The sequence below is a fragment of the Polyangiaceae bacterium genome (assembly GCA_016715885.1).
Lineage (GTDB): Bacteria > Myxococcota_A > Polyangia > Polyangiales > Polyangiaceae > Polyangium.
In genome coordinates, this window is sequence record JADJXL010000020.1 from 339857 (window position 1) to 360073 (window position 20217).

Below are 20217 nucleotides of genomic sequence, written 5' to 3' on the forward strand. Positions count from 1 at the left end.
CCCCCCATCGTGACTAGCCTCGCGAAGCGCGCGTCCCACGCGTGCGGAGCGAGCGCGCGGTTCCTGGCCCGGCACCAGATACGACTAGAGACTCCGTCTCGAGACGAAGAAAAAGTCGCGCGGCGATGGGTCGCGCACGTAGTCGTGCGAGCGATAGTCCACGTGCGGCACGAGCGATAACACGGCGCGTCGCTCCGCTCCCGGTGGATGATCGAAGAAGATGAAACGCGGGTAGGCGTAGTTCACGTCGAGCTGAGCGGCGTCACGCGCACCAACGGCTTTCATCGCTTGGCCAAGCGATTGCGCAGTCACCGCTTCCCCGAGTGCGTAGAACAAGGTTTTTCCTGACGCATCAATTCCAATCGCCGACCTGCGGATCACCGTTTCTCCGCTCACGGTTGCGCCCCAGTTCTTGGTCGACTCCGTGAGTTTGTCGTTCAGTACGCCCTGTTCGACCAAGCACGGCGGGGTTTGTCGGTACGCAACCATGTCGGATACAGTCGACGAAATGTTCGGCCACGTCCGAATGCGCACCGACCCGTCTCGATACAGGCCCACGGTGCACGCGATGTCACGCGGCGGCAGGAAAATCTTGCCGTCGAGCATCATCCCGTACTGACCATGAAGCGCCTTGAATCCACCGTTGAACACCGCGATCAAGTTGGGACGCTCCGCAGCAGGAACCGTTCCCGGACGTTCGGCAAGTGAAACCTTTTCCGACACTGGCTCCGTCGTTCCCGCAACCAGCGTCAACGCAACGCGCGACAGGTCCATCGCAACCACGGCCACCGCGGCAAACCCACGCTTCTTGTCAGGGTGCACGACGCTCTTTACGAGCAGGGGCGGGTCACCGTCACGACGTCCTTCGGCGAGCTCGATCCAAACACCATCCGCTGGCGTTGCGACGTTGGGAAAAGGCGGCTCGAAGCGAGGAGGCGGAAACGCTGGCGCGATGGGACTCGGCGGAGTTCCTGCATCGGCCGACGTGACCGAAGCGGGCACGGTGGTAGGCGGCTCTGCGGACTTTGCAGGTTGAGCACTCGCAGGCACTTCCCAGAACGTTCGCGGCGCTTCGTCCTGGTGACGCCACACGTTGATCTGATCCTCGATGCCGTACGCAGTGTCTTCGATCCACGCCACGACCGACGGACCGAGCACTGCGCGCACGCCATCGGCGAGAGCTGGGCCGAACCCTGGAATGTTGTGGATCCCGTACCAAACCCCGCCGATGCCAACGGTCATCACGGCCAAACCGATGGCCAAGCGTCGCGGCCAACGCCGCTTTTTTTCCTTAGCCACAGCCGGCTTTGCTTCGTCTGCCACGCGGGCGCGAGGGTAGCGCATTCAGCGCATACGCCAAAGTTTCGATGCGGAAACAGAACCTCAGACCGTCTGGCCGTGCGCCATGGTCTTTGGACCATCTTGAAAAAGGATCTCGACCTTTCCACGGTCGATCACCCGAGCAACGACGCCATCACCGAACTTGGGATGCCGCACGAGCTCGCCCGTACCGAGCGTCAACGTGATGCGGTACGGCTTGAACGCGCTCATCGGCTGCCCAGCGATCGCATGCTCCCACTGCGAAGTCTGATCGCGCTCGCGTTGTGCGGCCGCGGCAGCTTTCGCGCTCACGGGTCGCTTCTCGCGCTCTTCACTTGCGCCACCTGACTCACGCTTCGAAACAAGCTTCGCTTTCGCGGTAGAAGCGATCAGCTTTTCACTCTTTGGTCGGCGATAGAGGTGGTGAGAACCACACGTCTTGCACTCGACCTTCTTCACCTCATCACCAACCATGGCGATGATTCGATGCGTCAAGTCGAGCTTGCACTTCGTGCAATAAGAATCGATTTCGCCACCAGTCTTCGGCTTCTTCGTCGTCACGTCCCCTCGCGTCTCTTGCGCTCGCGCCGCGCGTCTTTCCCGCGGTCCTTGATCGTCACCTGCGATGAAACCGTGGGCTTGGGCAAACCCTGAGAAGGTGCAGCGGACGCACCTTCGGTGTCGCTCCCAAGCTCCCCGTCGCCCTCTTCGTCTTCGTCCTTCGACTTGTCGCTTGCTCGCGAATCATTTGGAACGAAACGAATTTCTGTTTTGATCTCAAACGAAAGCTTCGTGAGAACTTTCGTAATCTCATCAGCGAACTGCGTGTGTTCGATGACGTCGCGAATCTCTTTGGCGACCACGCGATACAGACCGGCCTTCGTGTCGTCGATCTGTTGGTACAGGTAGTGCATCGCTTCTTTCGGGAGCTTCATGTCACCCACGAAGTTCCTTAGGCCATCGGGCCCTTCGCTCAACTTACCCACACCCGTCTCGACCGCTTTTTCCACCGCGCGCTTCAGCAAGTCCGGGATCGCGCGGTCGAACGCACGCCGCCGCTCCCCTTCGGGTTTTTCCACTTCCGAAGTGTCGTCGCGATGCGTCGTGTCGTCGGTGTCGCCCATCCGTGCCGCTCAGTAGCGACAATGAACGCGAACGTCAATCGGGCAGTGCCGCACGCAACAGCCAAACTTCGGCAGCCGCGCGTCCTTTTCCGCGGCGAGCGGTCAGCTCGATGGTCATCGCATCATTTTCGAGCGGACAAAAGGGCCGGTCAGGCTGAACGATGGGCCACCTGTCCTCGCCGTGATCCTGCGCAATCGACGCGCCACGGCTGGATCGAACCACGACGTCCAAGTCCGTTACCGACGCTTCTGCAACCGCGAACACTCGATAACAAAACCCACGCTTGGCTTCGAGCGGCATCGTCACCGGACTGCCACCCTCGACGACATCTCCTTCGACAGGTTTTTTCGAAAGCCTGCGCATCCCATTGGGGGGACCACAGAGCATCGTCAAGCGTGTGAGGTCGGCCAAGAGCGGTCCTTCGAGGCGAAAATCTCCATAACAGCGCACCCATGGACCACCGACCCGCACGGGTGACGGCAGAGGCTGTTCATCTGGTAATAGCGGGCCGGCACTGCCACTCGGCGCCAGCGATGCGGCCTGGACAAACGTCGGCGACAGCAGCGGCTTCGACGTCGCGCTCGGCCACGGCGGAGGAGGCTCCTCGCCCGTTTGCTCCCACGGCCGTTGCTTTTCACGACACCCAACGACGAGCATCGCGACGAGCAAAAGCGCAAACAGCAAGCCCACTCGATGCGATAAAGTTCGGGCGTGATGAACGTGTTTGCCGATCGCCGCAAAACGCTGCTCGAACGTCTCGATGGCGCGCTCGTCTTGCAAGCTGCGCCCGAGGCCGTGCGTAACAACGGGGTTCACCACGAATACCGTCAACACTCGGATGTCCACTACCTGACGGGTTTCGACGAACCCGGATCGGTCCTCGTCGTCTCGCCGAAGCATCCCGAACACAAGTTTGTCTTGTTCATCCGCAAGCGCGACCCCGAGACCGAAGTTTACGATGGGCCGCGCCCCACTCCCGAGCAAGCCAAGGAAAAATACGGGGTGGATGCGTCATACACCATCAACCAATTCGACGAGAAAATTGTCGAATATCTGACGGGACATCAGCGCATTTACTACGATCTCGGAACGAATCGCGCCTTCGACGAGCGCATCTTGCGCGCCATCGGAGCCGTGCGAGGCAAAGGGCGCCGAGCGAACAAGGTTTGGCCGAGCGAAGTCGTCGAAGTCGAGCGGAGCGGCCTGCACGACATGCGCCTCGTCAAGTCCGACGTGGAGCTCGCGATCATGCGAACCGCTGCGTCGATCACACGCGAGGCGCATATGGCCGCGATGCAGAAGGCCGCGCCAGGTTTGTACGAATACGAGATCGACGCGATCATCCGCGCCATCTTCATGCATCGCGGATCTGCGCGCGTTGCGTACACGCCCATCGTCGCATCTGGTCCAAACGCGACGATCCTGCACTACCACGGCAGCCGCAGGCGAATGGAAGCGGGCGAGCTACTGCTCATCGATGCAGGGTGCGAGTACGAGTTTTACGCGTCCGACGTGACCCGCACGTTCCCGGTGAGCGGGGCGTTTTCCGCGGCACAACGCCGCATCTACGACATCGTGCTGGCTGCGCAGATGGCGTGTATCGACGCGGTCAAACCCGGCACGAACGTCGACGCGATCCATCAAATTGCCCTTAAAATCATGATCCAGGGGTTGCTCGAAGAAAAACTACTGACGGGTAGCTTCGACGAGATCATCGAGAAGGAAACGTACAAGCGCTACTGCCCACATCGCACGAGCCATTGGATTGGCATGGACGTCCACGACGTTGGCTTGTACTACGTGAATGACAAACCGCGAACGCTCGAGCCGGGGATGGTGTTCACGATCGAGCCGGGGATTTACGTCGCTCCGGACGACACGAAGGTGCCTGCCGAATATCGTGGAATTGGCGTGCGCATCGAAGACGACATCCTCGTGACGGCTTCTGGGTATGAAAACCTCACGGCCGCCATCCCCAAGCTGCCCGACGACATCGAACGCGTTTGTCGCGACGCTCGATGAAGAAGAAAAACCTCACGACATCCGAAGACAAACCCAACGTTCTCGCCCCGGCGCTCGTGCGCTGGTTCGACAAAAGCGCGCGGAATCTTCCTTGGCGCAGGACGCGCGATCCCTACGCCATTTGGCTGTCCGAAGTGATGCTCCAACAGACGCGTGTAGAAACGGTGATCCCGTATTACGAGCGCTTCTTGGCTCGCTTGCCGAACGTACGCGCGCTAGCGAGCGCAGACATCGACGAAGTGCTCTCGCTTTGGAGCGGCCTCGGGTACTACCGCCGAGCGCGCGAGCTGCATCGGTGTGCTCGAGAGGTCGTCGAAAAGCACGACGGCGCGTTCCCTGCGGACGTCGAGGCTTTGCGTGCGCTGCGCGGAATCGGCCCGTATACGGCCGGCGCGATCGCCAGCATCGCATTCGACAACCCCGCAGCGCTCGTCGATGGAAACGTGGCTCGCGTGCTCGCGCGCATCTTCGCCATCGAGCTCGACATGAAGAGCACCGCGGGCATGCGCGAAGCGTGGGCCACGGCCGAACGCATCGTTCCAAAGGACGAACCAGGCAAGTTCAATCAAGCGCTCATGGAGCTTGGTGCGACCATTTGCCTTCCTCGCGATCCCGGATGTTTGGTTTGTCCTGTGCGCGAACACTGTGTTGCGCGAGCACAGGGCAAGGAACGCGACTTGCCCGTGATGAGCGCGAAGCGAGCGTCTCCCAAGGTGCCGCTGGTCGCTGCGGTTCTCGAGCACGAAGGTTTGATCTTGTTTGCCCGTCGCAAAGAAGGCGGTCTGTTCGGCGGCTTGTGGGAACCGCCCATGGTGCCAGCAAGCTCGATCATCGATGCACGATCTGCGCTCGAAGGAGCAGGCGTGGAATCGAACGTGCGTTTGTCCAAGGTAGGTCGAGTGGGTCACGTCCTGACGCACCGCGAGCTCGACGTGATCGTTTGTCGCGGCCAAGGGCGACCCGTCGCGATCCTCGATGCACCAACGACCGAACCTTACGAAAAGCTCGCATGGCTTCCGCGTGAACCCACGGGCATTGGCATCTCCACGCTTGCCAAGAAGGTCCTTGCCGCGGCTGCGCCTCGTTCGAGAACGGCCTCGCAGCAACGCAAAGAGGGCGCGTAGACACGCCAAAATTCTGCAAGCGCCCATTTTGCGTGCGAACGGCAAGCCTGCCGGGTTAAGACCCGTCGGCGATTCGCATGCGCCACCGATGCCTCCCGAAAGCCCTCGCGACGATCGGGTTTCTCCTGTCGATGGAGTCGAACGCCCATGCGGCTGATGCGGCGTCGACGGATCCCAAACTGCTATCGGCGGTGGAGCGTGAGGCGCGCTTGCGGGAGCTCGACGCACCGGTTCGACGTTACGCTCGCGTGCTTGCAGGCATTGGGTTTGGCGGCGGATTGCGGTTCAACAATCCGTATCGATTGGCAACGCAATTTGGGACGACGGGTGAATCGCTGAGTGCGACGGCGCCTTACGTCACGCTGTCCGCTGCAGCTACTTTCGGAGCTCCCGACGGGCTTCAGCACGGCGGCTTCACGTCGATCAGCTTTGCCCTGACGGGCGTGGATCAAGCGGTGCTCACGCCCGGTTACATGCTTCTGTATCGAGGGCCCTCGCGCTTGCTCGGGTATGCGCGCGTGGGACCAGCGTTCGTTCTTTCTCCTCAAACCAACGTAGGCGGAGAGATCGCGGTGGGAAGCGTCTTCTTCTTGACCGGGGGGCTCGGTGTCTCGCTCGATCTTGCGGGAAACATCTTCTATGGCGCCAGTACGTGGGAGAAAAAGTACCCGGTTTACCCAATCGTTTCGGTAACCGCGGGCTTGGTCGTGGACCTCGAGGTTTTGCCGTGAAGGTTGGAGATCAAAGGGTTCGTCACCGCGTCGCAGTGCTAAACCTTGCCGCCGTGCTCGTGCTCGTCGTTGCTGCACCAACGGTTGGCGACATCGGGAGTTGCGGCGCCGAGCCTTCGGATCTCGATGCAGTCACGTTCTTCAAGAAAAAGGCCGAGCTCGATTGTGCTCGGTGTCGTGAGTGCGGATTCGTCACGGCTGCTTGCACGCGCGCGTGCGACCCTACACAAGCCCCAACGGCGTTTCCGGAAGGATGTTTTCCCATCCAGCACGATGGTGACGTTTGTCTCCGCGCACTCGAAGCGACCGCATGCGATGGCTATGCGACCTTCGTCGCTGACCAAGGTGCGACGACGCCGACCGAATGCAACTTCTGTCCGGTCGGAGGAGCTCCATGATGCGCGGCCCTTCGTGGCTCGTACGGGTGTTTGTCCTGGCGATCGTTCTTGCGAGCGTGGCGTGCGCACCTCTTCGGCCAGTTGCGACGTCTCACGATGAATGGATCGCGTATCGAAAAACGCGGACGTCTCCAACGCTCGAAGGCCGCATCGTCGCCGCAGCGAGATACCTCGCACGTTACCCGGATGGCGCGTTCGCTCCGGACACGCGCAAGTTTTACCAAGTTGCAGAGCCGCTTTATTTTGAGCACCTACGAAATGCTCACGACGGCCTCTACACGTACTTGGCCGCGCTCCCTCGCGGCCCACACGCGGACGAAGCCAAGCAGCTCCTCTACAGGCAAAATGAAAAGCCCCGCGGCCCCACGGGTTTCGACAGCGGATTGATGACCGTCGATGCTCAGATTGCCGCAGTCGCGGCGCAGCGAACCGAAGCGCGGGAAGAGATTTTGACAGCGGTGCGCATGTGGCTCGATCCGGCGGCCTTCGACAAACCCATCTCCGAGGCGAAGCCGACGCTCGTGATTCCGTGGAGTTTGTCTTTGCCACAGGCGCGATGCGGCAGCGTCGAAGAGCCGAAGACCGACGTGACGCGTATCTGCGTGAAGCTATTGGAGAAAGTTTACGAAGCGACGAACGGTGAGGGGCTCGAAGAACGACAGGCAACGGTCGAGGTCGCAGTGTCTCAGGATGCGAACGGGCGCCCGCGCAAGGTGAGTATCGGCGGTCCGGACTTGTTCGTACGGCTCGAGGAAACCTTTGGAGGTCGTACGATTGCTCCGGACGACACGCGCGGACGCGCTCTGGGCGTATCGCGAGCAACCGATGTTCTGCGGCGTGAGTTCAGCGTGAACGTGTCGGATGATCCTGCGTGCCGGAAGCGCCCAACCGGAGCAGCGGTGATGGAGCTTCGATGCAAGGGAATACGTGTCACCGTCGAAGCGGCTCTCGATGCTGCAAACGACGATCGAATCGTGATTGAGCCCGCTGGCGGTTCGTGAGTTGCCACGAGCCGACGCTGCCCTCGATGTGATACCTGATCGAAGTGGAAGTCGGTCGCATCCTCGCCGATCGTTACGAGATCGCACGGCCATTGGCTGATGGCGCCATGAGCACGGTGTGGGTGGCGGTTGATCGCGAGAGCGGCGCCGACGTTGCGATCAAAGCGATATCGCTCGATGCAGCAGGCTGGCGCGCCGAAGTGCGTGATCGCTTCATGAAGGAAGCGCGTCTTCTCACACGCGGCAAGCACGAGCACCTGGTCGGTGTGCGTGCCGTGGGCGAGACCGAAGACGGCTTTCTTTATTTGGTGCTGGATTTGCTCGAAGGCGAGACGTTGGCAGCGCGTTTGTCACGTGAAACGAAACTCGAGTGGCAAGAAGCAGCGGCACTTGCACTCGGCATCACGCGTGGTGTTGCGGCTTTGCATCGCGCCGGCATCGTGCATCGTGATCTCAAGCCGGCGAACATCGTGCTGCACTGCAGGAACGCAGGCATCGTGCCCACGATCATCGACCTCGGCATCGGAAAAGCAGCCGCGGCTTTGGGCGATCCGGAATTGTGCGCGACGCTCACGGCGACGGGGCAGGTGCTCGGAACACCGCAGTACATGAGTTACGAACAAGCTTTGGGGCAGCGCGACATCGATGCTCGCACGGACGTGTGGGCGCTCGGCGTCATTCTCTACGAGATGCTCGCGGGCACGCGACCGTTCGAGGCTCCAAACACCAACGCCGTGCTTGCGGCAATCCGGCGCAACGCCGTCAAACCGATACGCCAAGCTGCGCCGAATGTTCCCGACGCCTTGGAGCGCATCGTCGAACGTTGCTTGAGCACCGATCGATCGGCGCGCTTCAATGATGCCGAAGCGCTCGCACGAGAGCTCGAATTGGCCATGAAACAACCGCAAACGGTGGCGAATGCGCGTCCATCACGCAGCCGACGCGTGTTTGTCGTGGCACTCGCGGCAGCAGGCGCGGTGTCGACCATCGTCATGTTCGCCGTGGTCCGAACAACGACGGATTCCAATCCTTCGGCGCCCGAAATTTCTGCAAGTGTCAGCCAAGCGTTGACGTCGCACCCGACGAGCAACCCGTCGTCGAGCGTGCCTCTCGCAGTTCCAATCTCGGAACCGCCGCCTTCGAGCACGCCTCCCACCATTGTTCCAAGCGCACGCAAGGTGCCAACTGTGCCGAAGCGAAACGGCGCGCCTGTCACTCGAGTGGATGAAGCGGGCTTTTGAGGATTCGCGCCACTTCATGGACATCAAGGCGCGCGAAGCAAGCTCGACGATAACCGTGCTAGACAGCCAAAAAGTTATTGCCCCTTGGAAATGAGCCGTGACTGAATCTACTGGCCCGAAGCTTCCGTCGACCGAAGTCGCGCCGCGCCCAACACGTAGTGGCGGTGAGGTTGCACGTTTGGTCGTCACACAGGGTGCGAGCGCAGGAAAGATGCTGCTCGTCACGCGCGCCCGCGTGACCGTGGGTCGTCATCCGACCAATGATCTCGTGGTCGTCGACCCTCGCGTATCCGCAACGCACATCGAGATCGAACGTCGGCCTGAAGGGCGCATCCTCGTACGTGACCTAGGAACGACGAACGGCACCTTTCTAGGTACGCATCGTGTGATCGAATGCGAAGTTGGTCCGGGCGCACTGCTCAAGATGGGTGATTCGCTCGTGCGAGTCGAAGTCGATGATCGCGCTGAACCCGAACGTGGAAGTGATGCGGTTCGTTTTGGCGGACTCATCGGCGTGTCGAGCGAGATGCGGGAGCTATTCGCAACGCTCGAGCGAGTCGCACGAACCTCGCTCACCGTGCTTGCCCAAGGCGAGACGGGCACGGGCAAAGAGGAACTTGCTCGAGCGATCCACGCAGCATCGTCGCGCAATGCTGGCCCCTTCATTGTGCTCGACGCAGCCACGCTTCCACCAACGCTGACGGAGAGCGTCCTTTTCGGGCACGAGCGCGGTGCGTTCACGGGTGCGGACGCGCGTCACATCGGTACGTTCGAGCGGGCGCACGGCGGGACGTTGTTCATCGATGAGATCGGCGAATTGCCCCTGGATGTGCAGCCCAAGCTGCTCCGCGTGCTCGAGAGCCGAAGCTTCACTCGCGTGGGCGGGCACGAAGTCATCCCTGTGGACTTTCGGCTCATCGCAGCAACTCATCGTGATCTGCGCGCCGAGATCGATGCTCATCGATTCCGCGAAGATCTCTACTTCCGTTTGGCCGAGGCACGCGTCGTCTTGCCGCCCTTGCGAGCTCGCCCCACAGACGTCCCGATCTTGGTGCAACACTTCTTGGAGGATCTCTCCACGACTGAACAATCGCTCACGATTTCCGAGGAAGCCCTGCGCAGTTTGTCTCTACGTAAATGGCCCGGAAACGTCCGAGAATTGCGCAACGTCATCGCGCGTGCGGCCGCGCTCTGTCAGGACGAACAAATCACGGAACAGGATCTCGCGGGTGAGGGATTCGGCTTCCGTGGAAGCGACGCCGAACGGGAACCGTTGGACCTCCAAGGAACGTTCGCCGAAGCGAAGTCTCGCGCGGTCGATCGATTCGAGCGGGCGTACCTGGATGCGCTCGTTCGTCGTTGCGGCGGCAATCTATCGAAGGCGTCACGACAGGCGGATATCGCGCGGAATCATCTTCGCGCGCTGCTCAAGAAGCGCGGGCTGTACGACCCGGGCGACACTTGAAACCGCTCAAATCGTCAGCGTTTCGATGTGCTGGCCCCACACGCCACGAAGCACATCGCTGATTTCACCGACGGTCGCTCCACGTTTTACCGCGTCGAGGATCGGCGGCAGGAGGTTGTCCGAACCACGTGCAGCACGATCGACGACACCGAGCGCTTCGCTTTTCTCGGGGCGATCGTGCTCGCTGCGCCATTGCCGAGTGCGCTCGGTTTGTTCCTCTTCGACACGAGGATCGATCTTCATCACGGGGATGGGAGCGCTTTCGCCGAGGTAATCGTTGAGGCCCACGATGACTCGCTTCTTCGATTCGATGTCGAGCTGATAGCGGTACGCCGCTGCCTGGATCTCACGCTGCACGTACCCTTGTTCGATGGCGCTCACCATACCGCCCATCTCGTCGATGCGGCGGATGTACGCACGCGCGGCTTGTTCGAGACGCGTCGTCAACGCTTCGATTGCGTAACTTCCGGCAAGCGGGTCGACGAAGTCGGCGACGCCCGACTCGTTCGCGATCACCTGCTGCGTACGGAGTGCGAGCGTTGCGGCTTCGGTCGTTGGTAGTCCAACGGCCTCGTCATAGCTGTTCGTGTGCAGCGACTGACACCCTCCGAGGACAGCAGCCATGGCCTGGACGGCAACGCGTACGACGTTGACCATGGGCTGCTGCGCCAGGAGTGTCATGCCCGCGGTTTGGCAATGGAAACGCAGCGCTTTTGCTTTGTCCGTCTTTGCGCCGAATCGCTCGGTCATGACGGATGACCATAGCCGTCGAGCCGCTCGGAACTTTGCGACCTCTTCGAGCAAGTTGTTGTGACCGTTGAAGAAAAACGAAAGCTGACCGCCGAAGTCGTCGACATCGAGCCCCGCATCGACCGCCGTTTGCACGTACGCGATGCCGTCGGCAAGCGTGAAGGCGATCTCTTGGGCAGCGTCACACCCTGCTTCGCGCATGTGATAGCCGCTGATGGAAATCGTGTTCCAGTGAGGAACTTCCTTGGAGCAGAAAGCAAATATGTCGCTGATCAAACGAAGTGATGGCCGCGGCGGGTAGATGTACGTTCCCCGTGCCACGTACTCCTTCAGGATGTCGTTTTGAATCGTGCCGCGGAGTTTGTCTCTCGGAACGCCATTCTCATCGGCAACTGCAACGTAGAGCGACAAGAGGATCGCTGCGGTCGAGTTGATGGTCATCGACGTCGAGATGCGATCGAGCGGCAAACCTGCGAGCAGTCGGCGCATGTCACCGAGCGAATCGATGGCAACGCCAACGCGACCAACCTCTCCTTTTGCGAGCGCATGATCGGAATCTCGACCCATCTGCGTCGGAAGATCGAACGCGACGGAAAGGCCGGTTTGTCCCTGCCCGAGCAAGTAGTGGTAACGCTCGTTCGACGCTTCTGCGGTGCCGAAGCCGGCGTATTGCCGCATGGTCCAAAGGCGCCCGCGGTACATGTTCGGTTGCACGCCACGCGTGAACGGCGGCATGCCTGGAAAGCCGAGATCGCGCGCCGGATCGAAGCCAAGCGCTTCGAGTGTCGAGGCATCGTAGAGGTCGTCGGCGTCGACGCCCCCAGATCCCGGTTCGCCTGCAAGCAACCCGACGCGAGGTCGTGCTGCCTTGCGTGATTTTGCAAGTCGCGCCTCGAATTCGGCGCGGTCCGACGAATCGTCTGAGCTCTTCATGTTTGTCTAGTGTGGCTCATCCACGAGCCTTGACGAGTCGGGTGAGCGCATCACCCATCGCTCTTGCAAGCTCGTCCATCCTTCTGGTGCCCGACAGCGTATCGCGAAGCTCGTCGGCAACGAGCATCGCTGCGACTTTGCCTCCCACGCGCACCGTTGCAACGGCGACGTCTCGGCTCGACGTTCCCATGACGGCGAGAAGTGCCTCGTGGGCACGCGTCTTGGGGATTGGGCCGAGATAGATGGAAGTGGCCATCGCCGTGGCCATGATGCTCGGTTGATCGTTTGGAATGACAACCTTGCGCAATGCCTCCGGTGACCCAAAAGCTTCGTTGCACATCCAACCGTGAAACGCATCGCGCTTGGCCGTGAAGAGCGCAACGCGATGCGCGAACAGCGACATGCAGCGAAACGCGAGGTCCACGATCGCGTCGCGATTCGTCACGCTCGCGAGCGCCGAGATGGTCGCCTTCACATCGACCATCGACGTGGGCGGAGGAAACTCGACGAGCGTCGCGCGCTGAGGCACGTCGTCGAAGTCGTTCTCGTTGAACGTCGGCTCAGCGGCAGGCGGGGGAACGGGCGTCACCGCTTCGGGGATCGAGTTGAGCGAGATCGTTTCGACGGTCGACGCGGAGCGCGAGGACGCTTCAGGAGGGCTTGCGTGTGCCGAGACAAACGTCGTCTCGATGTCGGTATCTTCGTCAATCGCGCGCCAGGTCGGAGCTTCGTGAACGTTCACCGACGAACTTTCGGTCGGTGCCGCAAACCCCGAGCTTGCGGCAACGTCCCGCGGCGGCGATGGGTTCGTCAAACCCTTCCATGCGGAGACTTCCGGCGGAGCGAAGCCGAGCGGCGGAGGCACGGATTCGTGACCGGGTGGCGGCGCCGATGGAAACGACACGCGTTGTGGCTCTTCTTCGAACCCCAATGTTCGATTCAGTCGTCGAACAGGAGCCGCGGTTGCCTCTCGATTCGGCACGGCGGTTCCCCATGCAGCCGTTCGACCGAGCGACGGTGATTCGTCGAGCTCGGCCTCGTCACGCATGGGTGCAGGTGCACGCGCAGGCGCTCCCCATGCAGCCGTTCGTCCGAGCGACGGTGATTCGTCGAGCTCTGCCTCGTCATGCACGGGTGCTGGTGCACGCGCAGGCGCGCCCCATGCAGCCGTTCGACCGAGCGACGGTGATTCGTCCGTGTCGACATCTTCGTGCAAATCGGCCGCAGCGTGCGCAGGTGCACCCCATGCGGCGGTTCGACCGAGCGACGCGGATTCCTCCACGTCCTCCAAACCATTCGGCAAATCGTGTCGATCCGGCAGGACCGTTCCCCAACCGGCGGTTCGACCGAGCGGGTCAGATTCATTTGAGCTCAAATCATCGACGTACGTGTCCTCGTCGTCGAGCGTCGGCGGAGCTGCGCGTTTGACGACGAGTGGGATCGGTGTGCTTGGAGCCGGAGGCGGTATGGATCCTGGCGCGCCATAGGGCAGGGCGGGTGTGAGCCGTCGTGGTCGTGGTTTTGCCTCCGCAGGTGCATCGACGGCAGCGAAATCGATGCGTCGAATCGCTTCTTCAACGGCTGCAATCGATGCGCGAAGCACGCGCACGGGAGCGTTCAGGTGGAACGCCATTTCCGTTTCGACATGCGGATCGAACGGGTCCGCAGCGGCAACATCGACGACCCCCGTTAGCGGATCGGTACGCGTCGGAAGCGCACACAAGCGCCGCGACATGCTGCGGGGCAGTTTCGCGACGAGCTCTACCGAACCTTGAACGTACCGAAGGCCTGGCCCTGCCAAACGCGCGATTTCGTCATCGAGCTCTGCTTCGGTAACGATGCCGCGTTCAATGAGCGCCCGTGGCAATGAGATGCCGCGCAACTCCGAAAGCAGCAGTGCATCCCGCACATTTTCGCGCGTGACGAGTTCTGACGCGAGCAGCCGCCGACCCAGCTCTACCGACACATGCCGCACGGTACGTGAGGCCGTGAGCCGTCGCAAGAAACCCTTCTATTGCTTTGATTTCAACGGGAAGCGGGGAACTGAAAAACGACTTCCGTTTGGCGGAGCATACCGAGGTTGTCGCGTGCAATGCGTTCGACAGCCGTGGGATCATCACGAAGGCGTTGCACTCGACCGCGCAAAGCTTCGATTTCTCGGCCAAGCTCGGCCGATTCTTCTTCGACTTGCGCAAGCTCGCGTTCGAGACCTCGAAGCCGCGGCAATCCTTCCGGTGAAAAAATCATCACCGGGGCACCAACGACCGCGACGACGAGGATCGCGAGCGGCAGGACTCGTTCGAGCACGAGCGTGAATCGCTGCATGGTCCAAAGGCGTGTGACACGGAAATCATCGGCGGGTCAACTCTTTGGCAGTCTTTTGCAGTGGGGGAACCGACGCTCGTGCCCCGATTGTTCGCGGTTTTTCAGTGACGAAGTGGGCCGCAGTTGGGGCGAGGTTCGTCCCATTTTGCTTCACACACGACTTTCTTCGCGAATTCGAGAAGCTTTGGTTAGCATACGCGCGTTGCGTTCGGCCTCAGGTTGGTCCGGAAAGACCGGCGTGTGCGTCGCTTGAGACATCTCCGAGGAAGCCACCATGTCTGTCGATGTTGTTCGAGGCGAGCTCGAGCGCCTCTTTTCGCTCGATGAATTGATCGCCCTCTCCAAGGATCTGCTTGGTCTCGATCCGGCCGTCGTTGGTGGCGCCGTGTCGAAGGCATCATTTGCCCGCGCGCTGACGGAGCGATGTGTCGCTGAGGACGCGCTCGACGCGCTCGTCGATGCGGTGCTGGTGTCACGCCTGCTCGCCGACGATCGCCTTGCGGATCTGCAAAAGCGCGGAGCGCTTCACGCGGAAGAACTGAAGCCAGGTGACACATTCGGACCGTTCACGGTCAATCGAAAGCTGGGCGAAGGACCACGAGCCGTCGTCGTCGCCGCAACTCGAAAAGACGCGCCCGATGGTCCTGCAGTCGAGCGCACGCTGAAAGTTTTCAGGCGCGATGCGGCAAGCGGGCCGCGCGCCGTGCACCGCTTCTTCGTGGCGCTACGAATCGCAAGTCGCATCAAGCACGACTCATTGCCGGCCTCCGTCGAGATGGGCGTCACGGCAGGGCATCCGTGGGTTGCCTATGCACCCATCGATGCGCAGCCGCTGGCAGCTCGCGTTGCGCGTACGGGTCCGCTGCACATCAACGAAGCCAAGGACATCGTACGCGGTGTGCTCGGAGGTTTGTCGGCACTTCACGCGGCGCGCGTTTTCCACGGGAACATCAAGCTGGAGAACGTGCTCGTCGGGCGCGGCGAGGGTGGAAAAATCCGCGCTTACTTGCTCGATGCCGCGACTGATCGACTCGGCCAGGGATCGACCGGCATCCTGGGTTTGCCCCAGCTGATGAAGGCAGTTTCTCCGGAACGACTTCGGGGCGCGGGGCCAAGCCAGCAGAGCGACGTTTATGCATTCGGCGTGCTCTTGTTCGAGCTGCTCACGGGCAAAGTACCGTTTGCCGGGGAAAACGCTGCGGACATCGCAACGTTGCACCTCAAACAAGCACCGCCGACCGCATCGACGATGGGGCCCAAAGGCTGGATCAACAAAGACCTCGACGAGCTCATCGCGCGCCTGCTCGAAAAGGTGCCCGAACAGCGACCGAACGGCAGTCGCGCGGTGCTCGATATCTTGGATCCGCCTGCCAAAGTTGCCGAAGCCGAAAAAGCTAAGTTCACCGACGAGGAGATCAACGATCTCGCAGATCTGCTCATTGCCGATCCGACGGACAACGACGCAGCAGTCGCGCTGGAAAACGCAGTGCAGCAAGGCGCTGATCCCGCGAAGGTGGGTGATGCGTTCGTCATCGCTGCAGGCGAAGTCGACGAAGGCTCGAGCGCCGGCGAGAAGATCAAAGCCGTGGAGCTGAAGAAGCAGCTCCTCATGCGCGCCTTCCGGACGTACGACAAGAGCGGGGACCTCGAAAAGGCCGAAGAGCTACTCGAACAAGTCATCCAGCTCGACGAAGAAGACGACAGCGCATTCGCAGCACTCGAAGACGTGCGTCGCCGTCGCGGCAAGTACGAGGAAGTTGTCGAGATGCTCCTCGAGCGCAACGAGAAGGCGCAGAACCCCGCAGATCGAGCGCGAGCGCTCATCGAGATCGGCAGCCTGTACGTCAAGGAGCTCGAAGACGTCGAGCAGGGCGTGTTCGCGTTTGCGCAGGCCCTTTCGATCATGCCGGAGGAGGCCGAGTACGCGCGGCAGCTCGAGCGCGCAGCCGGCGGCGACATGAAAATTTGGGCCGAAGCGCTGCAAATTCTCAGCGAAGCCACGACGAGCAAAGACTTGTCGACCGAGTCGAAGATCGCGCTCTTCAATCTGCTCGGTCATTGGTACTCGGAGAAAATCGCGCGGCCCGACATGGGCGTGCCCTGCTTCCAAGCGGTTCTGTCCGCCAACCCCTCGCACGACGACGCAATGGAAGGTTTGGCGCAAGTCTACCGCCGTGCGCAGCAATGGCAGGAGCTTTGTCAGGTGCTGCAGACGCGTGCAGATCGCGCGTCGACGCCCGAAAAGGCACGCAACATCCGCGTGGAAGCGGCCGAAGTTCTCGAAACGAAGCTCGACGATCCGTCACGAGCCAGAGACCTCTTCGAACACGTGTTCCTGGAAGATCCGAGCAACGACAAGGCTGTCGAAGCGCTCGGCCGCATCTACCGGCGCCTCGAAGACTGGGTCGGTTACGCGAAGATCCTGGAACGACGCGCCGACGCGCTCGGCGGGACGGCTCGCGTCGAAGCGCTCTGCAAGATTGGCGAGCTCTACGAGAAGGAGCTCGACGACTTGGCTGAAGCGACGCGACGTTACGACGCAGCCGTCGCGATCGATCCCAAGTCATCGTTCGCTTTGCGCGGCCTCGACCGAATCTACAACCGAACGGGCAAGTACCAGGAGCTCATCGGGAACCTCGAGCAGCAAATCACGATCAGTGGTACGCCGCGACAAACCATCAACCTGTACCAGCGGCTCGCCAAGATTTACGACGAGCAGTTCCTCGATCACCAAAAGGCAGCAACGGCGTACGAAGCCATTCTGCAGATCGATCCGGCGCACGAAGAGACCCTCACGGCGCTCATGCGGCACTACCGCGCGCTCGAACGATGGGAAGAAGTGTCGTCGCTGTACGACCGTCTCTTGCGGATCGTCACGGACGACAAGCGACGCATCGAGCTATTGCTTGCCCAAGGTCGCGTGCTTCTCGAGCAGCTCAGTTCGCACGAGCGTGCATCGAAGGCGTACGAGAAGGTCATCGAGATCGATCCGCAACATGGCGGTGCGCTCGAATCGCTAGCGAACGTGCGAGCTGCGTCGGGCGATGCGCTTGCGGCGCTGTCGGCCATCGAATCGTTGGCGCACAAAGCGACGACGCCGGATAGCCGTGCAGACCTATGGATGCGCGCAGCGAAACTGCTCGACGACAAGGGCGATCGTGATGGTGCCATCGAACGCTACAAGAAGGCGCTGGATGCCGTTCCAGGGCACGTTGGAGCAACGGGCGCACTACGAGCGGCGTACCTCGCACGCGGTGACGCAACGAGCGCGGTGGAGCTCATCTCACGCGAGATCGATACGGCCGAAGGCAACCTTGCGAAAGCTCGGCTCTACGGCGAAATGGCGTTCATCCTCCACGACAAACTCAAGGCGGAAGATCGCGCGATTCAAGCCGCGACGAAGGCCATCGACCTCGACCCGACCAACATGAAGGCACTTTACGTGTCGGGTGAAATTGCCTTCGCCGCAGGCAGGTACGTCGAAGCTTCGAACAGCTACCAATCGCTCGTCAATCGCGTGGATGCGCTGCCGACCGACATCGCCAACGACGTCGTCAGTCACTACATCGACTCGCTCGCGAAGATCGGTTCGACCGAGAAGGCAGCCGTCGCTGTACCAACCCTGCTGAAACTCGCTCCGGATTCCCCGGATGCCATTCGACGCGCAGCGAAGGTTCGGTACGACGCGAAGCAATACAAAGACAGCGTGGAGCTGTTCGGTGATCTGTTGAAGCGTTTCGGTGACGACTCGAGCGTCGAGGATCGAGCGGACGCGATGCTGCACCTCGGTCAAGCGCGCCTGTCGCTCGGCAATGTCGAAGAAGCGGTGCAACCGCTGCTCGATGCCGCCGACTTGATGCCCGAAGCGCCCGAGCCGATCGCTGCGCTCGTTCGTCTCTACGAAGCGAAGAAGGACTGGGAAGAAGTCATTCGCCTCAAGATGCGCAGGCTCGACGTCGTCACGGGCGACGAGCGTGTGGCGCTGTTGCTCGAAGTCGGTGACATCGTCGCCGCGCAATTGGGCGATCGCACGCGTGCGGCAAAGAGCTATGTCGCGGCGCTCGATGAACGACCCGACGATCGAAAGATCCTGACCAAGCTGATGCAGCTCTACAGCGAGGAAAAGGAGTGGGCGAAGCTCATCGAGGTCGTCGTCAAGCTCGCGAGCAAGATCGACGACAAGCGGCAGAAGGCCAAGTACATGCACACCGCGGCCATCGTGAGCTTCAGGCAGCTCGGCGATGCAGACAAAGCGGTCGAGTACTACGACACGGTCATCGAGCTCGATGCGACCAACGACAAGGCTCTCAACGAAGCCATCGAAGTGCGCGAGCAGAAGCAGGATTGGGAAGGCGTCGAGCGGCTTTATCGCACGGACCTCGAGCGAGCGACCGAGGCGAACGACACGGCGCGCATGCTCACGACGATGGGCAAACTCGGTGCACTCTACCAGGACAAACTGGGCAGCATGGCCGACGCGATTGACGCGTACGAAGCGGCGCAATCGCTCGATCTGGAAAACGAGGAGCGCAACGAGCTACTGGCGAAGCTCTACATGAGCGACGCTGCGCAATACTTCGACAAAGCGGTCGAAGCGCAGGTCGGGTTTCTCCGGAAGAACCACACCCGTCCCGAGCCGTACAAGGCCCTCAGGAAGCTCTACACGGAGGGCAAGCGTGCGGACTGCGCATGGTGCTTGTGTCAGGCGCTTGCTTGCATGGGCTTGGCGGAAGCGGACGAGGACCGGTTCTTCAAGCGCATGCGATCGGACACGATGGCTGCGGCGCAAGCACCACTCGTCGAGGACGACTGGCAGAGCAGCGTGATTCATCCGGATGCAGATCCGCTGCTCACGGCGGTATTTGCGGCGATTCAGCCGGCCGTGATCATGAAGAACGGCAAGCCGCTCGAGCAGCTCGGTTATCAGATGGCGTACGCGATCGACTTGTCGCGCCATCCTTATCCGATGTCGCAAACGCTCTTTTACTCGGCAGGCGTGCTGGGGTTGGAGTTGCCGGTGAGCTTCCAAAATCCGGCAGATCCGGGCGGTTTGAGCTTCTTGCACGGCCATGTGCCTGCGCTCGTGCTCGGCGCCGCGGCGCTCGCCACCGAAGTTCCACCGCAAGTGGGCGGATTCATCGCAGCGCGACATCTCACGTACTACCGACCGGGGCTGTACGTGAGGCACCTCGTGCCCACGGGCACGGGTCTTCGCGCATGGCTCTTTGCAGCGATCAAGTTGATTTCGCCAAACTTCCCGATTTCCAACGACATCCAAGGTCCGGTGAAGGAAAACCTGGCAGTCATCGAGGCGGCTGTGACGGGTGCTGCGCGTGATGAGCTGGCCAGTGCCGTCACAAAGCTGCTTCAGGCAGGCGCGATCGACATCAAGAAGTGGGTTGGTGGCGTGGACCTTACGGCGGATCGAGCTGGCTTCATTCTGGCCGCCGATCTCGAGATCGGTCTCGAGATCATCAAGGCGGCGGACGAAAATCAGGCGGGAGTTCCGCAAAAGGATCGGCTCAAGGAGCTCGTGCTCTACTCGGTCAGTGAGCCGTATTTTGCAGTTCGCCGTAAGCTGGGGATCAACATCGACGCTTGATCCGCATCGACAAGCTCGTCTCGACAAGCTACCTGGCTGGTGATCTTGATGTTCGTCGCGACGTTCGTGACGAACACTGGTTGACGTGCAAAATCCTGGGTTGCTACCCTCACGCCCCGTCGCGCGGGCCGTATTGGCTCGACAGACCTCATTGCGCGGTGTTGATACGGGGATGAGTTC

15 protein-coding genes are annotated in these 20217 nt (G+C 61.2%); 8 read left to right on the forward strand and 7 right to left on the reverse strand.

Features of this window, described 5'->3' with window-relative positions; genetic code table 11:
• Positions 1-84: 84 nt before the first annotated feature.
• The 4 genes from IPM54_26810 to IPM54_26825 all read right to left on the reverse strand — a co-directional run bounded on the left by IPM54_26810 (position 85) and on the right by IPM54_26825 (position 3135).
• A complete protein-coding gene (locus IPM54_26810) occupies positions 85-1245 on the reverse strand; it encodes a phosphodiester glycosidase family protein (protein ID MBK9263402.1) in 1161 nt (386 codons plus the stop codon).
• Positions 1246-1383: 138 nt separating this feature from the next.
• A complete protein-coding gene (locus IPM54_26815) occupies positions 1384-1881 on the reverse strand; it encodes a hypothetical protein (protein ID MBK9263403.1) in 498 nt (165 codons plus the stop codon).
• The gene (locus IPM54_26820) at positions 1878-2444 is read right to left on the reverse strand and encodes a hypothetical protein (GenBank protein ID MBK9263404.1); all 567 of its coding nucleotides are present in this window, start codon (positions 2442-2444) and stop codon (positions 1878-1880) included. Before IPM54_26820 ends, IPM54_26815 begins: the two co-directional genes overlap by 4 nt.
• Before the next feature lie 34 nt (positions 2445-2478).
• Positions 2479-3135 carry a hypothetical protein gene (locus tag IPM54_26825; protein MBK9263405.1) on the reverse strand — a complete coding sequence of 219 codons (657 nt, stop codon included), beginning with the start codon at positions 3133-3135 and terminating at the stop codon, positions 2479-2481.
• A 24-nt stretch (positions 3136-3159) separates the two neighbouring features.
• Between IPM54_26825 and IPM54_26830 the strand changes: the two genes are divergently transcribed.
• From IPM54_26830 to IPM54_26860, 7 genes are all read left to right on the forward strand, one after another.
• Positions 3160-4467 carry an aminopeptidase P N-terminal domain-containing protein gene (locus IPM54_26830; GenBank protein ID MBK9263406.1) on the forward strand — a complete coding sequence of 436 codons (1308 nt, stop codon included), beginning with the start codon at positions 3160-3162 and terminating at the stop codon, positions 4465-4467.
• Positions 4464-5591, forward strand: coding sequence for an A/G-specific adenine glycosylase (mutY, locus tag IPM54_26835; protein ID MBK9263407.1), 1128 nt, complete (start codon positions 4464-4466; stop codon positions 5589-5591). Before IPM54_26830 ends, mutY begins: the two co-directional genes overlap by 4 nt.
• 131 nt (positions 5592-5722) lie before the next feature.
• Positions 5723-6322 carry a hypothetical protein gene (locus IPM54_26840; GenBank protein ID MBK9263408.1) on the forward strand — a complete coding sequence of 200 codons (600 nt, stop codon included), beginning with the start codon at positions 5723-5725 and terminating at the stop codon, positions 6320-6322.
• Positions 6319-6720 (forward strand): hypothetical protein, encoded by a 402-nt coding sequence (locus IPM54_26845; GenBank protein ID MBK9263409.1) that lies wholly within the window; start codon positions 6319-6321, stop codon positions 6718-6720. The genes IPM54_26840 and IPM54_26845 overlap by 4 nt, the downstream gene beginning before the upstream one ends.
• Positions 6717-7721, forward strand: coding sequence for a hypothetical protein (locus IPM54_26850; GenBank protein MBK9263410.1), 1005 nt, complete (start codon positions 6717-6719; stop codon positions 7719-7721). The genes IPM54_26845 and IPM54_26850 overlap by 4 nt, the downstream gene beginning before the upstream one ends.
• A 44-nt stretch (positions 7722-7765) precedes the next feature.
• A complete protein-coding gene (locus IPM54_26855; GenBank protein MBK9263411.1) occupies positions 7766-8962 on the forward strand; it encodes a serine/threonine protein kinase in 1197 nt (398 codons plus the stop codon).
• A 97-nt stretch (positions 8963-9059) separates the two neighbouring features.
• Complete coding sequence (locus IPM54_26860) at positions 9060-10427, forward strand: sigma 54-interacting transcriptional regulator (protein MBK9263412.1); 1368 nt, start codon at positions 9060-9062, stop codon at positions 10425-10427.
• 6 nt (positions 10428-10433) lie between these two features.
• On the opposite strand, the gene IPM54_26865 is transcribed toward IPM54_26860, so the two are convergent.
• From IPM54_26865 to IPM54_26875, 3 genes are read right to left on the reverse strand one after another with little or no spacing between them, the layout of a single operon-like run.
• On the reverse strand, positions 10434-12110 hold the full coding sequence (locus IPM54_26865) for a methylmalonyl-CoA mutase (protein MBK9263413.1): 1677 nt from the start codon (positions 12108-12110) through the stop codon (positions 10434-10436).
• 16 nt (positions 12111-12126) lie between these two features.
• On the reverse strand, positions 12127-14076 hold the full coding sequence (locus IPM54_26870) for a hypothetical protein (protein ID MBK9263414.1): 1950 nt from the start codon (positions 14074-14076) through the stop codon (positions 12127-12129).
• 59 nt (positions 14077-14135) lie between these two features.
• Positions 14136-14417 (reverse strand): septum formation initiator family protein, encoded by a 282-nt coding sequence (locus IPM54_26875; protein MBK9263415.1) that lies wholly within the window; start codon positions 14415-14417, stop codon positions 14136-14138.
• Between the two features lie 292 nt (positions 14418-14709).
• On the opposite strand from IPM54_26875, the gene IPM54_26880 reads away from it, so the two are divergent.
• Positions 14710-20037, forward strand: a complete 5328-nt coding sequence (locus tag IPM54_26880; protein MBK9263416.1) for a tetratricopeptide repeat protein — start codon at positions 14710-14712, stop codon at positions 20035-20037.
• Positions 20038-20217: the final 180 nt, after the last annotated feature.